Consider the following 21,398-nt stretch of genomic DNA (forward strand, 5'->3'; position numbering starts at 1 on the left):
TTATGGAAGAGAAGGTTGTAGAAATTCGCGGTTTGGAGAAGTCTTTTGGAGACTTGGATGTATTGAAAGGTGTGGATCTTGATCTGTATAAAGGGGAAAACCTGGTGGTATTGGGGAAATCAGGATCAGGGAAGTCTGTACTGATCAAAATTATGGTTGGGCTTCTGAAACAAGACTCAGGATCCATGAAGGTATTGGGCAAAGAGGTGTCTACGCTAAAAACAAGAGCTTTGAATGAATTGCGGTTGAGAATTGGGTTCTCTTTCCAAAATTCGGCGCTTTATGATAGTATGACTGTCCGTGAAAATATGGAATTCCCTTTGGTAAGAAACATCAAGAATCTGACGAAGAAGGAAATTACCATGAAAATAGAAGGTTTGTTGGACAGCGTAGGATTGCCCCAGTCTATCAATCAGATGCCTTCTGAGCTTTCCGGAGGTCAAAAGAAACGAATCGGTGTTGCGCGTACGTTAATATTGGAGCCTGAGATAATGCTTTACGATGAGCCTACGGCAGGATTGGATCCTATTACCTGCGGAGAGATCAACACACTCATAAAACAAGTACGGGAAGAGTACAATACTTCATCCATCGTGATTACACACGATTTGACCTGTGCCAAAGATACAGGGGATCGGATGGCAGTGCTGCTGGAGGGACAGTTTGACGCTGTTGGGACGTTCGAGGAGGTTTTTCCCAACGCAGAAGACAAACGTATAAAATCATTTTACGATTATAATTTCATCAACTCATGAGAGGGGAAAATAAAAGATCAGTCATGGTAGGCATTTTTGTCTTCATAGGCATAGCAATTCTGGTAACAGGTGTATTGACACTAGGAGGTCAGCAGAAAAAATTTGTAAAGGCAATTCAGCTTAAGGCTGTATTCGATGATATCGGAGGACTCCAGACCGGGAATAACATCTGGTTTTCCGGTGTGAAAATAGGAACTGTCCGTAAAATCAATTTTTATGGAGATTCACAGGTGGAAATAGAAATGAACGTGGAAAAAGGAGTCGTAGATTTTATTAGAAAGGATTCTAAGGCTACCATCAGCTCCGATGGACTAATAGGCAATAAAATCATCGTGATCTATGGCGGAACTACGCTGGCACCACCTGTTCAGGATGGGGACAGGCTGGAATCAGTCATGCCTTTGGATACGGATCAGATGATGGAAACTTTACAGGTGAACAATGAAAATCTCGTTGAAATCACAGGCAATCTTAAAAACCTTACAAGCAAACTGGCAGAAGGAGAAGGCATGGTAGGGGCTGCATTGACAGATTCTCTGATTGGTGAAAACTTTAAGGCTATCGTAGAAAATTTGAATAAAGCATCCATAAACAGCAATAGGATGATCGCTGAGCTTCAAAGTTTCACTGCCAAACTCAATAAGGAGGGAACCTTATTCAATGACCTAGTTACTGACACCACCATGGTTAGTGATTTGAAACAGACTATGGAAAGTCTGAATACAGCAGCAGCGGAAGCCCAGAAGATGACTTCTGAACTGAGTGCGGTATCGGAGAAGTTCAACTCAACCGATAACTCCGTGGGAATGCTTTTGAACGATCCGGAGTTTGCAGAGAGTTTGCGAAGTACACTTCAAAATGCTGATTCGGCTACCTATAACCTGAATCGTGGCATGGATGCTTTGGAGTATACCTGGCCGTTCAACAAAGGCTTCAAACGTAAGAAAAAAGCTGAAGCAAAGGAGAACAATTAAAAGATATATGATTATCCGCTTTTCTATCAGTAACGGAAGAAAAGGTGTCATACTATTCGGAAAACACTAGCGGAGGTCAAGGCCACTTCGGTCTTCCGTCCAGTAAACAAGGGAAATATGGTTACTGTCATCATTGAGGATAATCACAAAAAGATAAATTTCTTAATCAATTAAGCCCGCGATTGATTTTTTCGCGGGCTTCTTTTTTTTCTTCGCCGTTAGCTTTCATGGTGTCAGTAGTTTCATGTTTAGTGAGTACAGCCTTTAAGGATATCGGGAAATGATCAGAACCTATGTCTTTTTCTACTTTGAGCTCAGCAAGCCCAAAGTGTTTGCTAAGGAAAATATGGTCTAAAGGCCATCGGAATAAAGGCACCTTGGCATGGAAGGTGTTGAAAAGCCCCCTTCCTCTGCGCGGATCAGCCATTTCTGAGTTTTTTAAAAATAACTCCGTGGTATAACTCCATGCTACATCGTTCAGATCTCCTATTACCAAGGAAGGCTTTGGATTGTTTTTGGCTTTTTTTCCCACGATTAAGATTTCTGCATCTCTTTCAGTGCTTTCTGTGTTTTCTCCGGGTACAGGAGGGGTAGGGTGAATCGCATAAATGGTAATTATTTTCCCATTTCGTAGTTTTACATCTATTTCCAGAGAGGGAATTTTGTCATCGACCAGATAATTTACTTCCTGACGGATAATTTCCATCCGGGTATAGAGCAGCAGTCCATAAGTGTTGTCCAATGGGATTTTTATTTGGGAAGGATATGCCTTTTCTATTTCAGACAGGCCCTTTTCCCAAGCCTTGTCTGTCTCTACAAAAAATATCAAATCAGGATTTATTGATTTGGCAAGAGCTACTGCTTTTCCGTGATTTTTGTTGTATTGATATACATTCCCCACAAGGATATGGATTCCTTCATCCTCAGAATAAGGAACTGTATCTATCATCTTTCCGCCTAGCCAAGTGAAGGGCCACACTTTGGTAATCAGGTAAATGGCAGCTATTGCCAAGGCAAAAATCCAGAGATAAGGTTCGGGATCTGAACTCAGCCCCAGACCAAATGTCCAGCAACTGAGCAATATCACTGTAATGACCAGTTTTTGAAGTCTTGGGTAGTCGAAAACCCGTATCCACCAATAGTCTAGCTTGACTAATGGCAGAAATGTGGCGAATAGAAAAAAAGCACTTAATACCCGAAGTAGAATGTAAGCCATGTAAGAATTTGATTTTCTTAAGTTAATTTAAAGTGGAATAATCTTCCTGCTTTTGGCAGCACTTTGTCAACCAATTCGCAAAGATGGAATTCTGAGCAGGAATTTTGAGTTATATTAAAGAATCTTTTTTAACCAAAGCCCCTAATTAATTATGAGTCAAGACCCATACCGAATCAAAACTACGTTAAAAACCTCATCAGGAGATCACACTTATTGGAGTTTGGAGAAGCTTGAAGCAAATGGTCACCCGGTAAAGCATTTGCCTTTCTCGATCAGAATCTTATTGGAAAATGCCTTAAGGAATTTCGATGACTTTGCTATTACCAAAGATCATTTGGAAACGCTGATCAATTGGTCTCCCCAACCATCCGACAAGGACATTCCTTACAAGCCAGCCAGAGTTTTGATGCAGGATTTTACGGGAGTTCCCGCAGTAGTGGATATTGCCTCACTGAGATCTGAGGCACAGCGAAAAGGTAAAAATGCCAGTGCAATCAACCCCCTTATTCCTGTGGATTTGGTGATAGATCACTCCGTGCAGGTGGATTACTTCGGAACTAATTATAGCTATCAGAGAAATGTCGAGGTGGAGTACGAGCGGAACTCAGAACGTTATAAATTCCTGAAATGGGCCCAAAAGACATTTGACAATTTTTCTGTAGTTCCTCCCGGGATGGGGATTTGCCACCAAGTAAACCTTGAATATCTGGCTCAAGGGGTAATCAGACGCGATGGATCGGTTTTTCCCGATACGCTGGTAGGAACGGACTCCCACACACCTATGGTAAATGGAATCGGAGTAGTCGGCTGGGGTGTAGGAGGCATTGAGGCAGAAGCGGCGATTCTCGGTCAGCCGATTTATTTTATTATGCCTGAGGTGGTGGGTCTGAAACTGACGGGAGAATTGCCCGCAGGCACTACTGCTACTGATATGGTGTTGACTATTACCGAACTGCTAAGAAGGCATGGTGTGGTGGGTAAGTTTGTGGAGGTCTTTGGGCCTGGGTTGGATCACTTGTCTGTGCCTGATCGCGCTACGATTTCCAATATGTCTCCGGAGTTTGGATGTACTGTTTCGTATTTTCCAATCGATGATAGGACATTGGACTATATGGGAAAAACCAATCGCTCAGCAGATCAGATCAAACTTGTGGAGGAGTATTGCAAAGCGAACTTGCTATGGAGGAAAGACGAGGACTTGATTCAGTACAGTTCTGTGGTGGAATTGGATTTGGGAACAGTGGAAGCAACCGTGTCGGGTCCGAAGCGTCCTCAGGACAAGATTTTGGTAAGAGACTTCAAACCGAAATTTGAAGAATTATTACATTCAGTCCACGGTAGAGAATATATTCCGATTGATAAAAGGGAGGAAATTTCCCGGTTCATGGAAGAAGGCGGAGGTCAGACGGAGGATCAGTCTGATGCCAAAGCCCCTGCCGAAACAGAGATCAAAACCAAAATTAAAAATGGCTTAAAGACCGTTTCGGTAAGTCTGCACAATGAGAAATTCGAACTGTACGATGGTTCCATAGTTATAGCCGCAATTACTTCCTGTACAAACACTTCCAATCCTTCCGTGATGTTGGGAGCGGGTTTGGTGGCGAAAAAAGCCCGTGAGCGCGGTCTGGATGTGAAGCCATGGGTAAAGACTTCTTTGGCACCGGGCTCAAAAGTAGTAACAGACTATCTGGAGAAATCCAATTTGCTAGAAGATTTGGAAGCTTTGAAATTCCATACTGTAGGTTATGGATGTACTTCTTGTATCGGTAACTCCGGACCTCTTCCCCGGCATATTGCTCAGGCAGTAGAAGACAATGACCTGGTAGTTGCCTCAGTACTGTCGGGAAACAGAAATTTTGAAGCCCGGGTACATCCACAGGTGAAAATGAATTACCTCATGTCACCGATGCTTGTGGTTGTATATGCGCTAGTGGGTCGTGTGGATGTGGATTTATTAAATGAGCCGATCGGATACGATCCTAACCTTGAGCCGGTGTTTTTGAAGGACATTTGGCCTACTAATGAGGAAATAGCAGAAGTGGCCAGAAAAGTCCTTACTCCGGATGATTACCAGAAAAGCTACGGAGAAATATTTGAAGGAAATGAAATTTGGAAGGAACTTCAATCAGGAGAAGGGGAGATCTACCCATGGGATGAGAGCAGTACGTATATCAAAGAGGCTCCGTTTTTTAAAGGTATTTCTATTGAAGTCCCCGAGCCTAGAGATATTATAAATGCCAGAGTTCTTTTGAAACTCGGCGATTCCATCACAACAGACCATATATCGCCTGCGGGATCTTTCAGACCGGATACACCGGCCGGTAAATATCTGAATAGTAGAGGGGTGGAGCGACCTAACTTCAATTCCTACGGCTCCAGAAGAGGAAATGATGAGGTGATGGTAAGGGGAACCTTTGCCAACGTGCGGATTAAAAACCAGCTCAGTACACAAGAAGGCGGGTTTACTACTTACATTCCTACCAATGAGGAAATGAGTGTATTTGAAGCTTCTGAGAAGTATCAGGCTGCAAATGTGCCTTTGGTAGTCTTGGCAGGGAAGGAATACGGATCGGGATCCTCCCGCGATTGGGCCGCAAAGGGAACCAACTTACTGGGAATCAAAGCAGTGCTTGCAGAGAGCTATGAGCGTATTCACCGAAGTAACCTGGTGGGAATGGGTGTTCTTCCTCTACAGTATTTGCCCGGCCAAAATGCAGAAAGCCTTAGTCTAACAGGAAAAGAAGAATTTAGTATTGTGGGAATTGAATTAGGTTTAAGGCCATCTCAGAGGTTCGAAGTGATTGTAAAAACTGAATCAGAGGAGAAGAAAATCGAAGTTCTTTCCAGACTGGATTCGGAAGTTGAGATCGCTTACTATAAGCATGGAGGAATCCTGAATTATGTATTGAGGGATTTTCTGATGGATTAGAGGAGTTGGGGGGATGCCGGGTGATGCGGGTGAAGTTGAGGTGTGGTGACGTCATTGCGAGGCACGAAGCGATCTCATTGCCTATCGTGTAGGTTTTTAACTAACAAAACCCGTCTGCAATGGCGGGTTTTGCTGTTTGTCTTGCTTTGAAGTTATTGAGTTCGTAAGATGCCCAATAGAATTACGGGAATCAGGGAAACAACCGTAAGAAATTAGAGCAAAGAAAAAATAGCGCTGTTTTCAATCAAGCATAAAACGGATAGGAATATATAACCAAGCATCTACTGTGTTTCCTTCAATTGTCTTTGCGGGAGTGATCTCTCCCTCATATTTATTCACCACCCGAAGGGCTTCCCTGGCTATAGATTTGCTTACATTTTCAGGATTAGCTAGGACTGGTTCTGTATGTTCTCCAAATTCATTTACATAAATTGCCAACATCACCGTACCTTCCTCTCCATTGCGTCTCGCAGTAGTTGGATACTTCAGGTTTTTTATCAATGTATTTTCCCATTTGTTTTTATCAAAGCCAGGTTGAGGTTCAAAAGGATTTTCTTCAGAATTGGTTATTTCCCCATTTTCCGCCTTTCGGATTTCATAGTTATTAGCCCCTCGGTGTAGGACGTCTCCTAATAGCTCTCCGTCATTGTAATAAATAGCATGGAAGAAACCGTTGTTTCTATTCTTGATTTTCTTGGAGTTTATCTTACCATTTGTGTCATAAGTCTCTATGTTTTCTTCCGGAAAATCCCCTTCCTCATTGTATCCATAGCGGGTGATTTTCACAATTTGGTTTTTCCGGCTGAATATTCGTTCTAGTGAGGTGCTATCTGTAAGGTAGGTGGTGATTGCTTTATAGAAATAGTTTATGCTATCATTTTCATTGATTGGATAGAAGTGTTCGTTTAGTTTGACTATTTGCTTATCCTGAGCTCGGGATGCCGATAAAGAAAGACCTATTGAAAAAATGAGAAGGAACAAAAATTTAGATGGACTAAATCGATTCATAATACTCACTATTTAGTAACGTTTAATTTTACAAAAACTTCCCAGCAGATGCAAATTCAGATGTCTAAATCCTTTCCGGCTGACTTTTGGGAAATTTTCATTGAACCCCATGCTTTTATTTAGCTAGTGGTGTTGCTATTTGCCAGACCTTTGCTTTTGTATAATTAACTTTTATCCCTCAAGATAAACCTTATTTTTGTGGCTCATTCCTATTAAAAACAAACCGATGAACGCAATCAATCCCACCACGACCCCAGCCTGGACAAGATTACAGAAGCTTGCCGAAGATCATAAAGACATGACTATTCTTTCTCAATTCGATGAAAGAGAACGCTTTGATAGATTGAGTCTTTCTCTGGAAGATATCCTAGTCGATTTTTCCAAAAACAGACTTAATCAGGATATACTGGATGCACTTTTTGATCTGGCGCGAGAGTGCAAACTCCATGTAGCTGTGGAAGACATGTTCTCCGGCAAGCCAATCAACGTAACAGAAGGAAGAGCTGTATTGCATACTGCGCTAAGAAATCCGGCTGATGAAGCAGCATTTCTGGACGGACACAATATTACAGAGGACGTCACGGCTGTCTTGAAAAAGATGAAATCTTTTGCTGACAAAATACAGAACAAAGAATGGCTTGGCTATACCGGAAAGCCTATCAAATCTCTGGTAAATATAGGTATCGGAGGATCTGATCTTGGTCCTGTGATGGTGACGGAAGCTTTGAAACCTTATCAAAATCCGGATATTGAGTGCTTTTTCGTATCGAATGTAGATGGAACCCATATCGCCGAAACGCTGAAAAAAGTAGATCCGGAGACTACGCTTTTCTTTATCGCATCCAAGACTTTTACCACTCAGGAAACCATGACCAATGCGCATACTGCCAGAGCTTGGTTTTTGGAGCATGCCAAAATAGATACAGCAGTTGCCAAGCATTTCGTGGCACTTTCCACGAATGCCAAGTCTGTTTCAGAATTTGGCATTGATACGGATAATATGTTTGAATTTTGGGATTGGGTTGGCGGTAGATACTCGCTTTGGTCTGCAATAGGTTTGCCGATAGCCTGTACCATAGGTTTCGATAACTTCGAGAAATTGCTTGCCGGCGCCCATGCGATGGATAAGCATTTCCGTCATGCGCAGTTTGATCGAAATATTCCTGTGGTTCTCGCACTGATAGGTGTCTGGAACACCAATTTCCTTGGAGCGAGTTCTGAGGCAATTTTGCCTTACGATCAATATATGCACCGATTTGCGGCCTATTTCCAGCAAGGAAATATGGAAAGTAACGGCAAGTATGTAAGTCGCTCAGGAGAAAAAGTAAACTATACTACCGGACCGATTATCTGGGGAGAGCCAGGCACCAATGGTCAGCATGCATTCTACCAGTTGATCCATCAGGGCACGCACCTGATACCTTGTGATTTTATCGCTCCTGCTATTTCACATAATCCTATCGGAGATCATCATCAGAAGTTGCTTTCCAATTTCTTTGCTCAAACCGAAGCATTGATGAAAGGAAAGTCTCTGGAAGAGGTGAAGGCCGAAATGAAAGCAGCCGGTAAGTCTGATGAGGAGATTGAGAAAATAGCTCCGCACCGGGTTTTTGAAGGAAATAGACCAACCAATTCCATTTTGGTAAAGAAGATTACTCCCTATACGCTTGGTGCATTGATCGCAATGTATGAGCACAAAATCTTTGTACAGGGAGTGATTTGGGATATTTTTAGCTTTGACCAGTGGGGAGTGGAGCTAGGCAAAGTCTTGGCAAACGGCATCCTGCCTGAGCTGCGTGGCAATGAAGAAATCACCGCCCACGATGGATCTACCAATGGACTGATCAATGCTTATAAAAAAATGAGGGAGTAAAAAATGACTAAATTAAGTTCCGGTCTGTGGGAATACATACCGGGGCTGTTTTTTAGAAATCCAAAATCCCGATTTTGCGAAGAGTCGGGATTTTTTGTGAAGTTTATCCACTATGCAAGCCTCCATGAGTGTCTCACTCACAGAAAAACGGGTGATGAATGACTGTTTAACCACAGTGGGCGCGGAGTGTGGTACGGAGATTCTTTGTAGTGATGTTCTGCGCTTATTTTTCTATTTTGTGTTATCCTGCGTCTCCAGAAGTTCAATCAAAAGAACTAAGCTGTGTTTTCACAGTTCAAAGCTCCGGACCTCACTTTTGTTGTAAAAGGGGACGACTGTATAGAATGGTCTTATATCTGGTATTTTATGAATTGGGGATGGGGGAAGTAATGGTTGGTTTGGCAGTGGAAATTTTGCTCCAAATGGTTCTTCTGGTCAGAATTATAACAATGGTTTGAAAATGATAACCGGAATAAGATGAAAAATGCTCTGATTATATTAGGATTGGGATTTATTCTTATTTCTTGTAATAGGAATAAATATAATGTAGGTGTATTTCCTCAGGAACCAGTCAATCTCAAGGAAGCCAATTCATCCTTGGATGATATCAATTCCGATATCCCCTTTATCAGTGGCGATGTACACTTGGTATTCTCAACCAACCGGGCTAACAGCCAGACTGGGGACTTTAATCTCACCCTATCGTATCTAAATTTTTATTGGGACAGGTCAGAGGGCATACTTACTGTTAAGCCATCCAATATTTTATTTGACCGGGATTATGAGTCTTTTAGGGATTTGGTCAGAAAAACTGAATCATCCGCCCATGAAAAAGGTCCCTACAGTTTTCTGGAAAGCGAGAATAATAGAGTGCTTTTGTTCAGTCGGGAAGTGAATGGAATGTATGTTATCTTTTCGGAATCTGAAAAAACAGCTTCAGGTGTCGGAGAAGACCAAAGCTTCCGGATTTTGGATCAAGCTTCTAATGAAATATATCCCAGCTTCTACGGTTCCAACTTCCTGAAGGGAATGGAACCAAGTCCGGCAAAGCCTGAAATGCTACTATTCACTTCCGACAAAGACGGGCAATTTGATATCTATGAATCACCTATTTCCGAAGGGCAAAGTCCATTGCAGTTTTTGAGCGATTCCAATCCTAAAACAGTGAGAAAACTGAGTTTAAATACCTCTTCTAACGATCACATGCCTTTTGTTTACGGGGACTTACTGGTCTTTTCTTCGGATCGACCCGGAGGATTTGGAGGTTTTGACCTATACTATGCACAAAAAACCGGCGATGGCTGGTCGGAGCCGGTCAACTTTGGCCCAAGAATCAATTCAGAATACGATGAATATCGTCCTGTCGTATCGGATCATCCCGGATTTGCCAATCGCCTGATGATCTTCTCCTCCAATCGTCCCGGAGGTCTTGGCGGCTTTGATCTATACTTTATGGGAATTCCGAAGTTTTAGGGAGAGAAATCCGATTGTTATCTTCCAGTCTGTGGTACAGACCGGGGGGACGGTTTGCTGTGCTTTTATGATCACCTCGTGTGCTGGAAAATTGTTTTTATATGCTCAGTTTTCTCAACCTTGATTTGCCCATTTATAGGTGTCATGTTTTTCCAGACCCAATTATAATGGTCGATAACCTGTTTTGCTTTTAGATTTGGCCTTTCTCCGGTTGTATGCCCGTCTGCCACTACTGTAATTTGATATTCCTTCGTCAATGCTGATTGAATAGTTGATTCTACGCAAAAATCAGTTGCACAGCCCGTAATAAATAACTCATTTACATTCAATTGAATCAGTTTTGAATGCAATTCAGATTTGTAAAAAACATCGTTCGCATATTTATCAATTCTGACATCGGTGGATTCAACTATTAGCTCATCCAAAATTCCCCAATCCTCTGAATTCTTTTCAAAATTCCCACTGCCCGTTCCGTCGTGCTGGATATAGAATACAGGATTTTCCATTTTTCGGAATATTTCTGCCAGTTCATTTATTCGCTCCACAACTCCTGATGTATCAAATCTAGGTGTCTCTGAAGTAAATGAACCTTTTTGCATATCAATAACTAAGAGCGCTTTTCTGTTTTTCATTATTTTCTTTAATTAATTCCGACTCTTCGTTAGCGACCTTGATCTGAAAATTACCTGTCTGGCTTTTTGCAGCTCTTGGTTTCCTAATATCAAAATTAGAGAGTTAATGACATAAGGGGAAATTCAAGAAAGTATCATTTGATAGTATCAAAGGTAGTATTTCATGAAATAGTGTTTCTCTCAATCTGATGAAACTTTCCTTCCTACATCATTTTTTTCAAAAGCATCAGGCTCATAGACTGCATTCCTTATATCTTAGCGATCTTAAAATCTAACAAAGCGCAGAATTACCTTTAAAACCCAAGTTATAGCTAAAAAATGAAGCAATTATTCTCCAATCTACTATTTAAAGTATTTATTGCCATTGTTTTGGGCATTGTCTTCGGCCTTTACTTGCCGGAATCCATCAATCGAATTTTTGCTACCTTCAATGCGTTTTTTGGACAATTCCTCAACTTCGCTATTCCGCTTATTATTTTGGGTTTGATCATGCCGGCGATTTCGGACTTGGGGAAGGGTGCAGGGAAATTATTGCTGATTACTGCGGCAATTGCTTATGGCTCAACGCTCTTTTCGGGCTTTATGAGTTATTTCACTTCATCTGCCATTTTTCCTTCACTTCTCGCTTCCCACATCAATGAGACGGCTGAGGTCTCGGAAAATGGTGCTGATTTAGTCCCATATTTCAGTATTACCATCCCGGCAGTGATAGATGTGATGTCGGCTTTGGTATTGGCTTTTGTGATCGGGCTGGGACTGTCTTATCAGGAAAACTCTACCCTTAAGAAAGTAGCGAAGGATTTTGAGGCCATTATCATGCAAGTGATCGAGAATGTAATTATTCCATTTCTTCCGCTTTTCATTCTAGGCATATTTGCAAATATGGCCTTTAGTGGCCAGGTATATTCAATTCTCTCTGTTTTCATCAATATCATTGGGGTGATTTTCGCCATGCATATTTTCTTACTACTACTCCAATATGTAATCACAGGAGCTCTTGTGAAGAAGAATCCCTTACGCCTGCTGGGAAATATGATGCCTGCTTATTTCACGGCTTTGGGTACTCAATCTTCAGCGGCTACGATTCCTGTGACCTTAGAGCAAGCCGGGAAAAACGGCGTTTCTCCTAAAATCGCAGGGTTTGTGATTCCTCTTTGTGCCACCATTCACTTGTCTGGAAGCATTATGAAAATTACTGCCTGTGCGATGGCTTTGATGATTTTGGAAGGTGTACCATTTGATTTTGGAATGTTTGCAGGATTTATTTTTATGCTGGGTATCGCGATGGTAGCCGCTCCGGGTGTACCCGGTGGTGCGATTATGGCGGCCATTGGTGTGCTGCAGTCTATGCTGGGTTTCAGCGAAGAAATGATCGGTTTGATGATTGCACTTTATATTGCGATGGACAGCTTCGGCACAGCTTGCAATGTTACCGGAGACGGAGCAATTGCTCTGGTGGTGGATAAAATTACTAAGGAGGAAAAGAATACTTTAGCTTGACCAGTATTACTGGAGTACTGCCCATTTAGGGGCGGGTTTACCGCATTTTAATGATTTTGTGGATGCCATGAGAATTTCGTGGCTTTGCTAAAATGTATCCTAAATACTGGGGAGGGTGTGGTTTTTGGGGGGGCGTCGATTTTCTTGCTCGTTGGTCTTGGACTTGTATAAGAATGGTAAGCGAAAGTACTTTGTCTCTTTTACCAAAACTTAGAAATCATGAGCACATCCAAATCAATGACTACTTACTCTCAGGTATTGAACCTTCTTCCCGATAGAGGTTACGGTAACGAGTTGAATATCCAACGGGCCGGTGCCAGCTTTGACGGGTCTGAAACACTCTATCAGCCTGAGCAGCTCAAAATCGTAAAGACCTACAGGTTTGAAGGGGAATCAGATCCGGCAGATATGGCGGTGATTTATCTTATTCATAGCGAATCCGGTGAAAAAGGGTTTATCCTAAATGCTTACGGCACTTATTCAGATGAGGATAACCGGTATTACGATGAATTTATCAAGCGGGTCCCGGTAGAAGAAATACGGGATTTAGAAGTATAATATTCCAGTAGGGTAATAATTATATGATGATCCGCAATGATGCCAGTAGCCATATTTTCCTTGCTTTATATTGGCTGTGAGACTCCTGCACGACGTCAGACGGGGAACCCGCCAAGGCGGCGGGGAAGAGTAGTCTTCATCGCAAAGGTTTACCAAATCTTATGTCGCTTTTGATTCCCTACTGGTAGAAAAGCGGATATACATGTAATTTTACTATACTGATTTGCAGATGTAATAACTCATGGGGTATTGTGATTAGTGAACGGGGTCTCTCTTATCTATTAGCCATTTCATAGTGCACCCCTTAATTTTTCCAGACGAGGCTACTTAGGTGTGTCCGGTAATAGTCTCTTCCAGAACTTCATTTCCGGGTTTATCATAATAGGTACAAGTCATTTTATCAACCAGAACAACCCATTTTTCAATACCGGCCTTTGCTGCTTCGCTACAGAAGGTTTGGTAATCTGACTTACCTTGTTGGTGAGTAGTTAGTTCAATTTCAAATTGTTCTTTTTTGCTTTTAGAGGCTATATCCAAAGTTTTATACATTGCTGGGGAGACAACGCTATACTCTTTTACACCAAAATAAACAGAGTGGCCGTCTGAGACAAAAGTCTCATAGTATTTCACACCTAGTTTTTGTAGTTCTAGGATATAAGAAGGAAAGTCTGCGCCAGTCTTTACTTGGCTATGCGCCTGTTTTATTTGTTCTAGTGTAAACATTTTGAGATGATTGGTTAGATTTCCTAATCTACTTAAAACTTAGAGTTTTTTAAGTGTAGTAAAGGCTAATCTTCACCTGTTCAAAGTTTGATTGTTGAAAGCTAATGTGACATCTCAAAAAATAACAAGTGAGATATTCGCTTCCAGTCAGGTTTTGCGATATCGGGATTTGGCGGGGAAGTAAGTCATTAAATCCCCATATTCAGGATTTTTTGACCGTGGTTAGCAACCCGTAAAGATTTATATAGCCCTCAGTTTTCAATATATACCCTGTATGAAGCCTATATATGTTCTTCCTACCAGTGGAACGATAGTTGTTTTTAGCCTATTCAGTACTTTTCATACAATTATACTATTGCACTATGCTGATAATCAATAATCAATCAACTGGAATTTTTCCTATGCCGGTTTTTGGAAAAAAAGAAAAAGAAGAGGTAGACAAAGGAACTACCAGAAAAACGCCGAATGACTCAGGAGATGCCAAGCCTCCCAAAAAGGAGGACTTTAAGAAGATCGAACGGGAAAATGATAGGAAAAACGATGTTCAAGGAGAAACTGTCGACAATGAAGAACGTGACAAAAACAAAGATTAGGGTTTAGTCAAGCAAGTACTGATCAGTTCTCTTGTGATGCGTTCATGTCCACAGCTTACTTTGACCTGAATTATTCCATTGGTTTAGATTTATTGGACTATGCCTTCTTTCTTTCTGCAGATCTGAAATACCAGGATACAACGGTCAGCACAAGTAGAAGCCCGGATCCAAAATATTCAGCGGCCGAATCGCCCACCGCTAAATGGGAAAATATTGCTCCTGTCATCAGGAACGCAAAGCCCGCATAGGCCCATTCTTTCACTAAAGGGTATTTGGGGATAAGGATAGCGATGACTCCAAGCAACTTCCATACTCCGATGATGGTAAGGAAGTAAGTAGGGTTGCCCAGTTGCAAGCTTGTCTTCTCTACTTCGTCTTCCATTTTTATCAGTTGTACGATTGCTGTGGAGACCATTCCCAGGGCTAGCCAGCAGGTAGCTACCCAATAGATGATTTTATTTCGCTTAGTCATGAATTATTGCTTAAAGGATTGCAGATTTCTTGAAGTCTGTTGTGGGCCATATTGATACCGTATTCAAATGGCATTTTCAAGTGCTCATCCCGATCCTTAACAGATTTATAGATGACTTGCATAATGAGCCTGCTTCTATCTTCTGATAGTGGAATGAACTCCAAAAATTCCAATTGAACAGGAAAGGGCGTGTTTTCCATTTCAAAAGTTCGGGTGATTTTTTTTTCTGCTTCAAATTCATGAATGACTCCACTGAATCGATGAAGATTTCCCTTGGGGTCAGTGGTTTCGAATTGGTAAGCTCTATGTCTTTTGCTTTCTAATTTTATAACCTTCGTTCCCATCCATTCAGCTACAAGCTCCGGAATCACATAAGCTTTGAAAAGCAAGGCTATGGGTAAGTCAAATTCTCTGGTAATAAACAACTCCTGTTGCCCGTCCAAGGCTTTTATTTTGGTTTTTTGCTATTTATGGTTCTTCATCATATTCTCCAATCGGTCAAATCTCTCCTCCCACATCATTCGGAAAGGGGCTAGGAAGTCGGCTATTTCCTTCATTTTGATAGGATTCAAATGGTAGATAACTTCTCTTCCCTGCTGTTCTTGCCGAATTAATTCGCATTCGTTAAGGATCTGCAGATGCTTTGACACCGTAGGCCTGGCAGTGTCGAAGTTTGAAGCTATAGCTCCTGCTGTCAGCGATTGAGTGGTCAATAGCAGGAGGATCGCCCTTCTGGTAGGTTCTGCAATTGCCTGAAATACGTCCCGTCTTAAATTCATTGTGTAGCTATTTGACTACAAATATACGTGTAGTTATGTGGCTATATAATTTTTGCCTAATTTTTTGAAAATTTATTAAACTGCGTGGGGATCCAGGGTTACATAAGAGGCCGCAGTTTAGAGACAATTTTTCTGCAGACCGGCAGCATAGATGGCTAACTTTCCTAAAAGTGAGCTATGTTACAAAGTACATCCTGTTCCGAAGGCAGAGTGAGTGCTAGTCTTGAATAATTTCAAATTCCTTTACAAAAGAAGAGATGGGGATGGCTGAAAGTTTATTGTCGTGCAGTAGGAAAAGTATGTCTTTGGTTTTGCCTATCAAAATGCCTTTTTTGATCTCGTTGTCAGCAAATTTGAGCTCAATCGCTTTACTCTTAAGTACTTGTTCTTTGTAATAGCTGCCGTACAGTTGTGCAGCAAGAAATAAATATAACCCAAATAGCAGCGAGTAGGAGATAACTTGGAATAACTTGAACCAAGGTTTTTTATCTATTCTAAAATTAATTGTGGAGTACAAATTTGGATACTTTTTCTTGGAGTAAGAATCCAGCAATATGAGAAGTCCAAGAAGAGATGCGGAACCGATGATGAAAAACAGAATAGCAAAATCCGAAAAGGGAGCGATTAGAAAATCCAGAATATCCGCATAATCAAAAATATTTATGTTGAATTGGATGTACTTCTGGTAGTTGAAAAGCATTCCTATTCCCACAGAAAAAACATAAGCAATTGTCACTATTGTTTGTAGCTCTTTGATCAATGCTTCGTAGGCATCCTTTATTAACCCTTCTTTCATTAGGAGTAAAAATAGGGCAAAAAATCAATGGGTTCAATTATGATGAGTACTAAAAAAATATGGGGCAGAGCCACACACTCCACCTATTACTTATTGTGCTATGACAGGGGGGGGGATTCACCATCCAATTGATCCCGAATTTGTCTACGAAGCTACCATAATAGGCTCCCCAGAACATATCCTGTAGCGGCATTGTGATTTCCCCTCCAGCCGAGAGTCCATTGAAAATCCTATCCGCCTCTTCTTTGTTTTCAGGTTCTAAATTGATGTGCATATCATTGCCTAAATTCACGGTAAAGCCTATTTCATTTGGAGCGGCTGTTGCCATGAGAATCTGATTACCCAGTAGAGGTAAGTCCACATGGTGAACCATTTTCTTTACAGTATCGTCCACAGGCGGGTGGTTTTCAGATTGGGGGGTATCCCCAAACCGCTGAATTCCCTGAATGAAATCAGTTTGAGATACCGATAAAACCACTTTGTGACTCAATCACTTATGCTCTGTTTTTTTTGAGTCTTCGGAATTATGGCTGTTTTGGATAATTGATTCCAGTTTCTCAGCTCTTTTGTGATCGCCAGCCCATTCATATAATTTGGAAGCTTTTTCTCCCGCTTTTTCCACAAAACCCGTAGTGTCTTTTTTTGCGAGCCAAGCGATGAACTTTCGCATGAATTTGAGGTAAGGCGCCATTAGTAAGGATGCAAGCGCTATTAGAAGCCAGCCCAGAGGCACAAATGGCAGTACCATCGAAACAAGGCCGGCGATAAAAATAAGAGTAGCAATAGCTGGTATAATGAATTTTTTCACTGATAAAAGATAGGGAGTTGGGTAGTAAAGGAGTGAATATGAATAGTTGATTTCTCTATTATCTGAACGTGATTGTCTTTGCTCATTTTATATTTGAAAAGCACTTGAATACAGCATACGTGAAATAAGACTTTTTAGTTGGCTACTTTTTTCCTGGATTCTTTGATCCCTACAATATTTTCATTGGCCCAAGAAGAGAGGCCATGAATATGGGGCAAAAGTGAGCGGCCTCTCTCAGTAAGATTGTATTCTACCCTCGGTGGAATTTCGGGGAAGATTGTTCGGTTGACCAGTCCATCCGATTCAAGCTTTCTTAGCGTTACTGTCAACATTTTCTGGGAAATGTCCTTCATGGATTTTTGCAATTCATTGAATCGCATCGTTTCTTCCTCTCCCAGAATTAGAATTGCCAACATGGACCATTTGTCACCAATGCGATCCAACACCGTACGAACCGGGCAGTCTAATGTATTTTGATATAATTCTAATATTTTTCCCATCTTATCTTATTGAATTTCAGTATTAATTACCCAGAGGTAACTGGCTAACTCTGCCGTGCCTTCTTGTGTGGCTATTGGCTTGGTATTACCTTTGAGTTACCAAAAGTAACTTAAATTCTTAAAGTAATCAATAGTACAATTTAAACTGTAGAATCATGAGCAAAATAGTAATCACAGGGGCTTCGGGCCACTTCGGGAAAGCCACCATTGACTTTCTGGTAAAAAAAGGAGTTAAAGCATCCCAAATCACAGGCTTGGTAAGGGATAAGTCTAAGGCAAAAGACCTTACCGCACAAGGTGTCAGCATCAAAGTAGGGGATTATGATAACTATGACTCACTGCTGGATGCTTTTCGAGGAGCTGAAAAAGTCTTGCTGATTTCAGGGACTGATCTGGCAAACCGCTCTCCCCAACACAAAAATGTAATCAATGCTGCCAAAGAAGCGGGAGTAACCCATGTACTGTACACGAGCTTTGAGCGTAAAAATGAAAGTGCTGATTCTTCGATGGCTTTTTTGGGCCAAGCACATATTGAAACGGATAAAGCCCTCAAGTCAAGCGGATTGAATTATACCATTTTTAGGAATAACCTCTACTTGGGAGTAATCCCGATGTTTGTAGGCGAACAAGTTTTGGACAGCGGTATCTTTTTCCCTGCCGGAGAAGGAAAAGTTGCATTTGCTGACCGTGACAATCTGGCTGAAGCAGCTGCCAACGTGCTCCTCGGCGCAGGACATGAGAACAAGGAATATGCAATGAACAATGTTGAGAACTATACTTTCCAAACCATTGCGGATGAATTGGCTGAGTTGACAGGCAAGGACATTGCCTATGTAAGTCCAAGCAGTGAAGCCTATTCAGACACCCTTACAAAAACAGGTATTCCTGAAGAGTTTATCAGGATGCTTGTCAGTTTTGCCGAAGCGATCAAACAAGGTGAATTTGAAGTGGAGAAATCTGATTTGGAGTTATTACTGGGCAGACGTCCAACTGATCTGAAATCCTATCTGGCTAAGGCTTATGCATCGGATAAATAAGCTGTTAGGGTATTTTTGATTAGGCGGCAATAAGACTTACTACTAAAACGAGACTGTCCCCTAATTAATAAGCGCTTTATTTCAAAAATGTTATGCTTGAATCAATCCCTTTTGGATGAAGGTCAAAGGAAAAGGGTGAAAGGTTAGCCCTCTTCACCCTTTTATTTGTCCTTTTCTCCTTAGCTAGCTTACGTTACAAAACAATAGTTGGTGAAATAACCCTGAAATTGACATTTGAGACAGTCTCTAGTTGGTTTTTATAAAATGAGTGCTGTCAATGGGGCCGGACTAGGAGAAGAAGACATTGAACTTTTTGTTCTCATCTACCAACATCATAGCTTGGTAACAGCCAGAACTATTGTTTTGTCCCAATTATCCTCTGGGATTGAGCCGGGCTGATGGACGTACTTCACTTGCAACATCATTCGCCATTAGGCAATTTGCTTCCTTGTGACTTTAATGATTGCGGTCAATTCCTCATTGTGTAATCCTTTTTGATCGACTTCAGCCAAAATTTTTGCCTTCAACTAGAATTTCCTGTCCTGATACGGAAGTCCTTGTTGATTTTCGCAATAGGTCTTTAGGCTGTAGAGGAACATTGCCCAGTTATAGCTGCACCAACGATAAAAGTCGGTTAGTTCTCTCCAATTAAAGTGTTTGAGGACTATTGTTGTGATAAGAGAGACAAAAAGGGTAGCAGCGGGTTACTTTTTCCCCATTTAACTACGGGATCAGGCGTTAATGGTTCAGAAGGAAAGAGATCAAAGTACGCTTTATGCCTCCTGGGAATTTTCCTTTGGGATTTAGCGAGCTACCATAGGTGCTCTATCGCAGGGAGTGTTGAATCAATGAGAGTATGATTTGTACCTCTATTCCAATCCTACAAATTTAAAAGGCTCGGTGCTTTTAAAATTCATTGACGATTCGCCTGAATAGTTCCCGTCTTTGTCCAGGCTCAGTTTTCTGACCCCGCCATTTTCGCTAAAGTCAAGTTTGCTAAATTCAACCCACACTACATTGGGATTCATAACATTGTCGAAATAGTAAACTAGGTTTTTCTGATCTGCTACTGTTCTCCATCTGGTGGAGGAAATGTTTGGCTCTGTAGCGGAAGAAATTCCCAATGGAACAGAACAATTTCTGATAACGCTGAAAACGCTGGGGATAGCAATCCGAGTATTGTCAGTTTTGGGAATTGCATCAATGTAGTAGGATGCCCGTACAAATCTATCAGCAGCCCTGTTTGTACCGGGTAGCATAATTGTCCCCGGAATCCCTTTCCAGTATGAATTGATGGCTAACTGCTCCTCAAAAACAGGAGAATTCGTCATTGTTGCATAGGACATGTCATGATGAATGACCAACTTTCCGTCTATATATTCAAAAATAGCATTGTCTCCTGTTTTGTCAGAAATAGCTAAATGAACGGTAGTAAATTTGTCCGTTCCAGGGATATTGGAAGAGACTACCACAAATTTTTCCTTACCCAATTCAGCAACGGCTTCTTCCACGGTGGAAAAATTGTCCAATACATACTGCAGCCAAAGCGATATGGATATACCCGGTGTGCTTTTGTCTTTTTCGAATTCCGGATATTGTGACTCAACCAACCACAGTATATTGGCAACAAGCCCCATTTCATTCATACCGTCCGAAGAAACAATATCCCAAGAGCTGGTAATTACACTTCCATATTTTGATTTCCAGTTTACCGAAGTAGTGCCTACTTCTCCGTTTCTTTCTATACCCCGGGGGAAAATCCAAAGATTTGCAGGAATATCATCCTTCCAGTCCATGGAGCGGGCTGTGATAATTGTTCCATTGGGACCTTGGTAGACAACTCTGGTACAAGCGAAAGCTTTATTAAGGGTGAAAAAGGAACATAAAAATAATGTCGCTAAGATTAAATGAATTGATGTCTTTTTCATTTTCTGATTAGTTAAAGTTATACTGTTGATGAGATTTCCCAGGTCATAATCTAAATTTAATCTTTCTAGCTAATCTACTTTACTGAGCTGAGTACTCCGTGCTGTTTTTTTGTTTTGGTATGTTCATAAGTAGTTACTGCTTCTTTTATTCATCCTTTTCTTTTTTCAAATAATTCTTGTCGGATAATTATAGGGTTCTCTATATTAAAGGCTTACAATGTGTCTCTTGCTTTCCCTAAAGTAAATATAGTAGTGCGAAGTTCATAATTAACCCGCTGTAATTTGATGAGTTCAGATAAGCCAATACTGATTTAAGATGACATTCACCAACAGGGAGTTTCGGGAAGTAAGCGAAGTATTGCCTGCTGTGGCTAGCCGTGGTATTTCGGGCCGCCATTCTTTAGTAAGAAGTTTTTTTTGCTTGTGGTAGGCGAAATATCTATGTTTTTTGGTCTAATACTTCTTTTTATTGGGAAAAAGGGTTTAAAACAAATTCACTTAATAGATTTTTGCTAAATTGAGCGCAGGTTTTTTACTTACCCAACTATGGAACCGTCCTTTTTTACATTTAATGATATTTGCAGAATAAATCATCACCATTGGGACAATGCGTATTCCGTGATGCTCTACCATATGGAGCATGGAAATCTGGAAAAGGTTGTGCGTGGCCCTGAAGATATAATTTATAGAAATATTAATAAATTGAAGGAATGTCAGCTTGAGTATGATAGAATTTTTTTAACCTCATCGACACCTTCCTATCCAACTTCTGCTTCAAGGCCTAAGCGAAAAAGAATTGGTGTAAAGAAAGTTGAAATTCCTTCTGGGGAGAAGTGAATTATAC

Annotated in this window: 22 protein-coding genes; 10 read left to right on the forward strand and 12 right to left on the reverse strand. The window is 41.2% G+C overall.

The genetic code is table 11. The features are described from left to right. The first annotated feature begins 2 nt into the window (after positions 1-2). Both ID165_RS03040 and ID165_RS03045 read left to right on the forward strand, forming a co-directional pair. Complete coding sequence (locus tag ID165_RS03040) at positions 3-755, forward strand: ABC transporter ATP-binding protein (protein ID WP_192348921.1); 753 nt, start codon at positions 3-5, stop codon at positions 753-755. Further along, positions 752-1,729 carry an MlaD family protein gene (locus ID165_RS03045; RefSeq protein WP_192348922.1) on the forward strand — a complete coding sequence of 326 codons (978 nt, stop codon included), beginning with the start codon at positions 752-754 and terminating at the stop codon, positions 1,727-1,729. Before ID165_RS03040 ends, ID165_RS03045 begins: the two co-directional genes overlap by 4 nt. 166 nt (positions 1,730-1,895) lie before the next feature. Here ID165_RS03045 and ID165_RS03050 read toward each other — a convergent pair whose 3' ends face one another. After that, complete coding sequence (locus ID165_RS03050) at positions 1,896-2,945, reverse strand: endonuclease/exonuclease/phosphatase family protein (RefSeq protein WP_192348923.1); 1,050 nt, start codon at positions 2,943-2,945, stop codon at positions 1,896-1,898. Positions 2,946-3,096: 151 nt separating this feature from the next. Here ID165_RS03050 and acnA point away from each other — a divergent pair, with 151 nt between their 5' ends. Then, positions 3,097-5,874, forward strand: a complete 2,778-nt coding sequence (gene acnA / locus ID165_RS03055) for an aconitate hydratase AcnA (RefSeq protein ID WP_192348924.1) — start codon at positions 3,097-3,099, stop codon at positions 5,872-5,874. 240 nt (positions 5,875-6,114) lie between these two features. Here acnA and ID165_RS03060 read toward each other — a convergent pair whose 3' ends face one another. After that, complete coding sequence (locus ID165_RS03060; RefSeq protein WP_192348925.1) at positions 6,115-6,882, reverse strand: TonB family protein; 768 nt, start codon at positions 6,880-6,882, stop codon at positions 6,115-6,117. 226 nt (positions 6,883-7,108) lie between these two features. On the opposite strand from ID165_RS03060, the gene pgi reads away from it, so the two are divergent. Together pgi and ID165_RS03070 are read left to right on the forward strand one after the other, a co-directional pair. Then, complete coding sequence (gene pgi / locus ID165_RS03065; RefSeq protein WP_192348926.1) at positions 7,109-8,755, forward strand: glucose-6-phosphate isomerase; 1,647 nt, start codon at positions 7,109-7,111, stop codon at positions 8,753-8,755. A gap of 477 nt (positions 8,756-9,232) precedes the next feature. Next, positions 9,233-10,228 carry a PD40 domain-containing protein gene (locus tag ID165_RS03070; RefSeq protein ID WP_192348927.1) on the forward strand — a complete coding sequence of 332 codons (996 nt, stop codon included), beginning with the start codon at positions 9,233-9,235 and terminating at the stop codon, positions 10,226-10,228. 71 nt (positions 10,229-10,299) lie between these two features. Here ID165_RS03070 and ID165_RS03075 read toward each other — a convergent pair whose 3' ends face one another. Beyond that, positions 10,300-10,860: an isochorismatase family protein gene (locus ID165_RS03075; RefSeq protein WP_192348928.1), complete on the reverse strand. Its 561-nt coding sequence runs from the start codon at positions 10,858-10,860 to the stop codon at positions 10,300-10,302. Positions 10,861-11,178: 318 nt separating this feature from the next. Here ID165_RS03075 and ID165_RS03080 point away from each other — a divergent pair, with 318 nt between their 5' ends. After that, positions 11,179-12,360 carry a dicarboxylate/amino acid:cation symporter gene (locus ID165_RS03080; protein WP_192348929.1) on the forward strand — a complete coding sequence of 394 codons (1,182 nt, stop codon included), beginning with the start codon at positions 11,179-11,181 and terminating at the stop codon, positions 12,358-12,360. A gap of 219 nt (positions 12,361-12,579) precedes the next feature. Further along, entirely contained in the window at positions 12,580-12,918 is a 339-nt protein-coding gene (locus ID165_RS03085) for a hypothetical protein (RefSeq protein ID WP_192348930.1), read from the forward strand. Between the two features lie 327 nt (positions 12,919-13,245). Here the strand turns inward: ID165_RS03085 and ID165_RS03090 are convergent, their stop codons facing one another. Continuing rightward, entirely contained in the window at positions 13,246-13,641 is a 396-nt protein-coding gene (locus ID165_RS03090; protein ID WP_192348931.1) for a DUF1398 domain-containing protein, read from the reverse strand. A 362-nt stretch (positions 13,642-14,003) separates the two neighbouring features. Here ID165_RS03090 and ID165_RS03095 point away from each other — a divergent pair, with 362 nt between their 5' ends. Next, positions 14,004-14,234: a hypothetical protein gene (locus ID165_RS03095; protein WP_192348932.1), complete on the forward strand. Its 231-nt coding sequence runs from the start codon at positions 14,004-14,006 to the stop codon at positions 14,232-14,234. 97 nt (positions 14,235-14,331) lie between these two features. Here ID165_RS03095 and ID165_RS03100 read toward each other — a convergent pair whose 3' ends face one another. The 7 genes from ID165_RS03100 to ID165_RS03130 all read right to left on the reverse strand — a co-directional run bounded on the left by ID165_RS03100 (position 14,332) and on the right by ID165_RS03130 (position 17,589). Next, positions 14,332-14,706: a DoxX family protein gene (locus ID165_RS03100; protein WP_192348933.1), complete on the reverse strand. Its 375-nt coding sequence runs from the start codon at positions 14,704-14,706 to the stop codon at positions 14,332-14,334. Then, positions 14,703-15,149 (reverse strand): SRPBCC domain-containing protein, encoded by a 447-nt coding sequence (locus ID165_RS03105; protein ID WP_225586961.1) that lies wholly within the window; start codon positions 15,147-15,149, stop codon positions 14,703-14,705. Before ID165_RS03105 ends, ID165_RS03100 begins: the two co-directional genes overlap by 4 nt. Positions 15,150-15,170: 21 nt before the next feature. Then, positions 15,171-15,485 (reverse strand): helix-turn-helix transcriptional regulator, encoded by a 315-nt coding sequence (locus tag ID165_RS03110; protein WP_192348934.1) that lies wholly within the window; start codon positions 15,483-15,485, stop codon positions 15,171-15,173. Positions 15,486-15,702: 217 nt separating this feature from the next. Beyond that, positions 15,703-16,281, reverse strand: coding sequence for a hypothetical protein (locus ID165_RS03115; protein ID WP_192348935.1), 579 nt, complete (start codon positions 16,279-16,281; stop codon positions 15,703-15,705). Between the two features lie 49 nt (positions 16,282-16,330). Next, positions 16,331-16,771, reverse strand: coding sequence for a VOC family protein (locus ID165_RS03120; protein WP_192348936.1), 441 nt, complete (start codon positions 16,769-16,771; stop codon positions 16,331-16,333). Next, positions 16,772-17,089 (reverse strand): hypothetical protein, encoded by a 318-nt coding sequence (locus tag ID165_RS03125; RefSeq protein ID WP_192348937.1) that lies wholly within the window; start codon positions 17,087-17,089, stop codon positions 16,772-16,774. Between the two features lie 134 nt (positions 17,090-17,223). Next, complete coding sequence (locus tag ID165_RS03130; RefSeq protein ID WP_192348938.1) at positions 17,224-17,589, reverse strand: helix-turn-helix domain-containing protein; 366 nt, start codon at positions 17,587-17,589, stop codon at positions 17,224-17,226. A gap of 155 nt (positions 17,590-17,744) precedes the next feature. On the opposite strand from ID165_RS03130, the gene ID165_RS03135 reads away from it, so the two are divergent. Next, the gene (locus tag ID165_RS03135; protein ID WP_192348939.1) at positions 17,745-18,626 is read left to right on the forward strand and encodes an SDR family oxidoreductase; all 882 of its coding nucleotides are present in this window, start codon (positions 17,745-17,747) and stop codon (positions 18,624-18,626) included. An 869-nt stretch (positions 18,627-19,495) separates the two neighbouring features. On the opposite strand, the gene ID165_RS03140 is transcribed toward ID165_RS03135, so the two are convergent. Continuing rightward, positions 19,496-20,554, reverse strand: coding sequence for a linear amide C-N hydrolase (locus ID165_RS03140; RefSeq protein ID WP_192348940.1), 1,059 nt, complete (start codon positions 20,552-20,554; stop codon positions 19,496-19,498). A gap of 546 nt (positions 20,555-21,100) precedes the next feature. On the opposite strand from ID165_RS03140, the gene ID165_RS03145 reads away from it, so the two are divergent. Beyond that, entirely contained in the window at positions 21,101-21,391 is a 291-nt protein-coding gene (locus tag ID165_RS03145) for a hypothetical protein (RefSeq protein ID WP_192348941.1), read from the forward strand. Positions 21,392-21,398: the final 7 nt, after the last annotated feature.

The organism is Algoriphagus sp. Y33 (genome assembly GCF_014838715.1).
Lineage (GTDB): Bacteria > Bacteroidota > Bacteroidia > Cytophagales > Cyclobacteriaceae > Algoriphagus.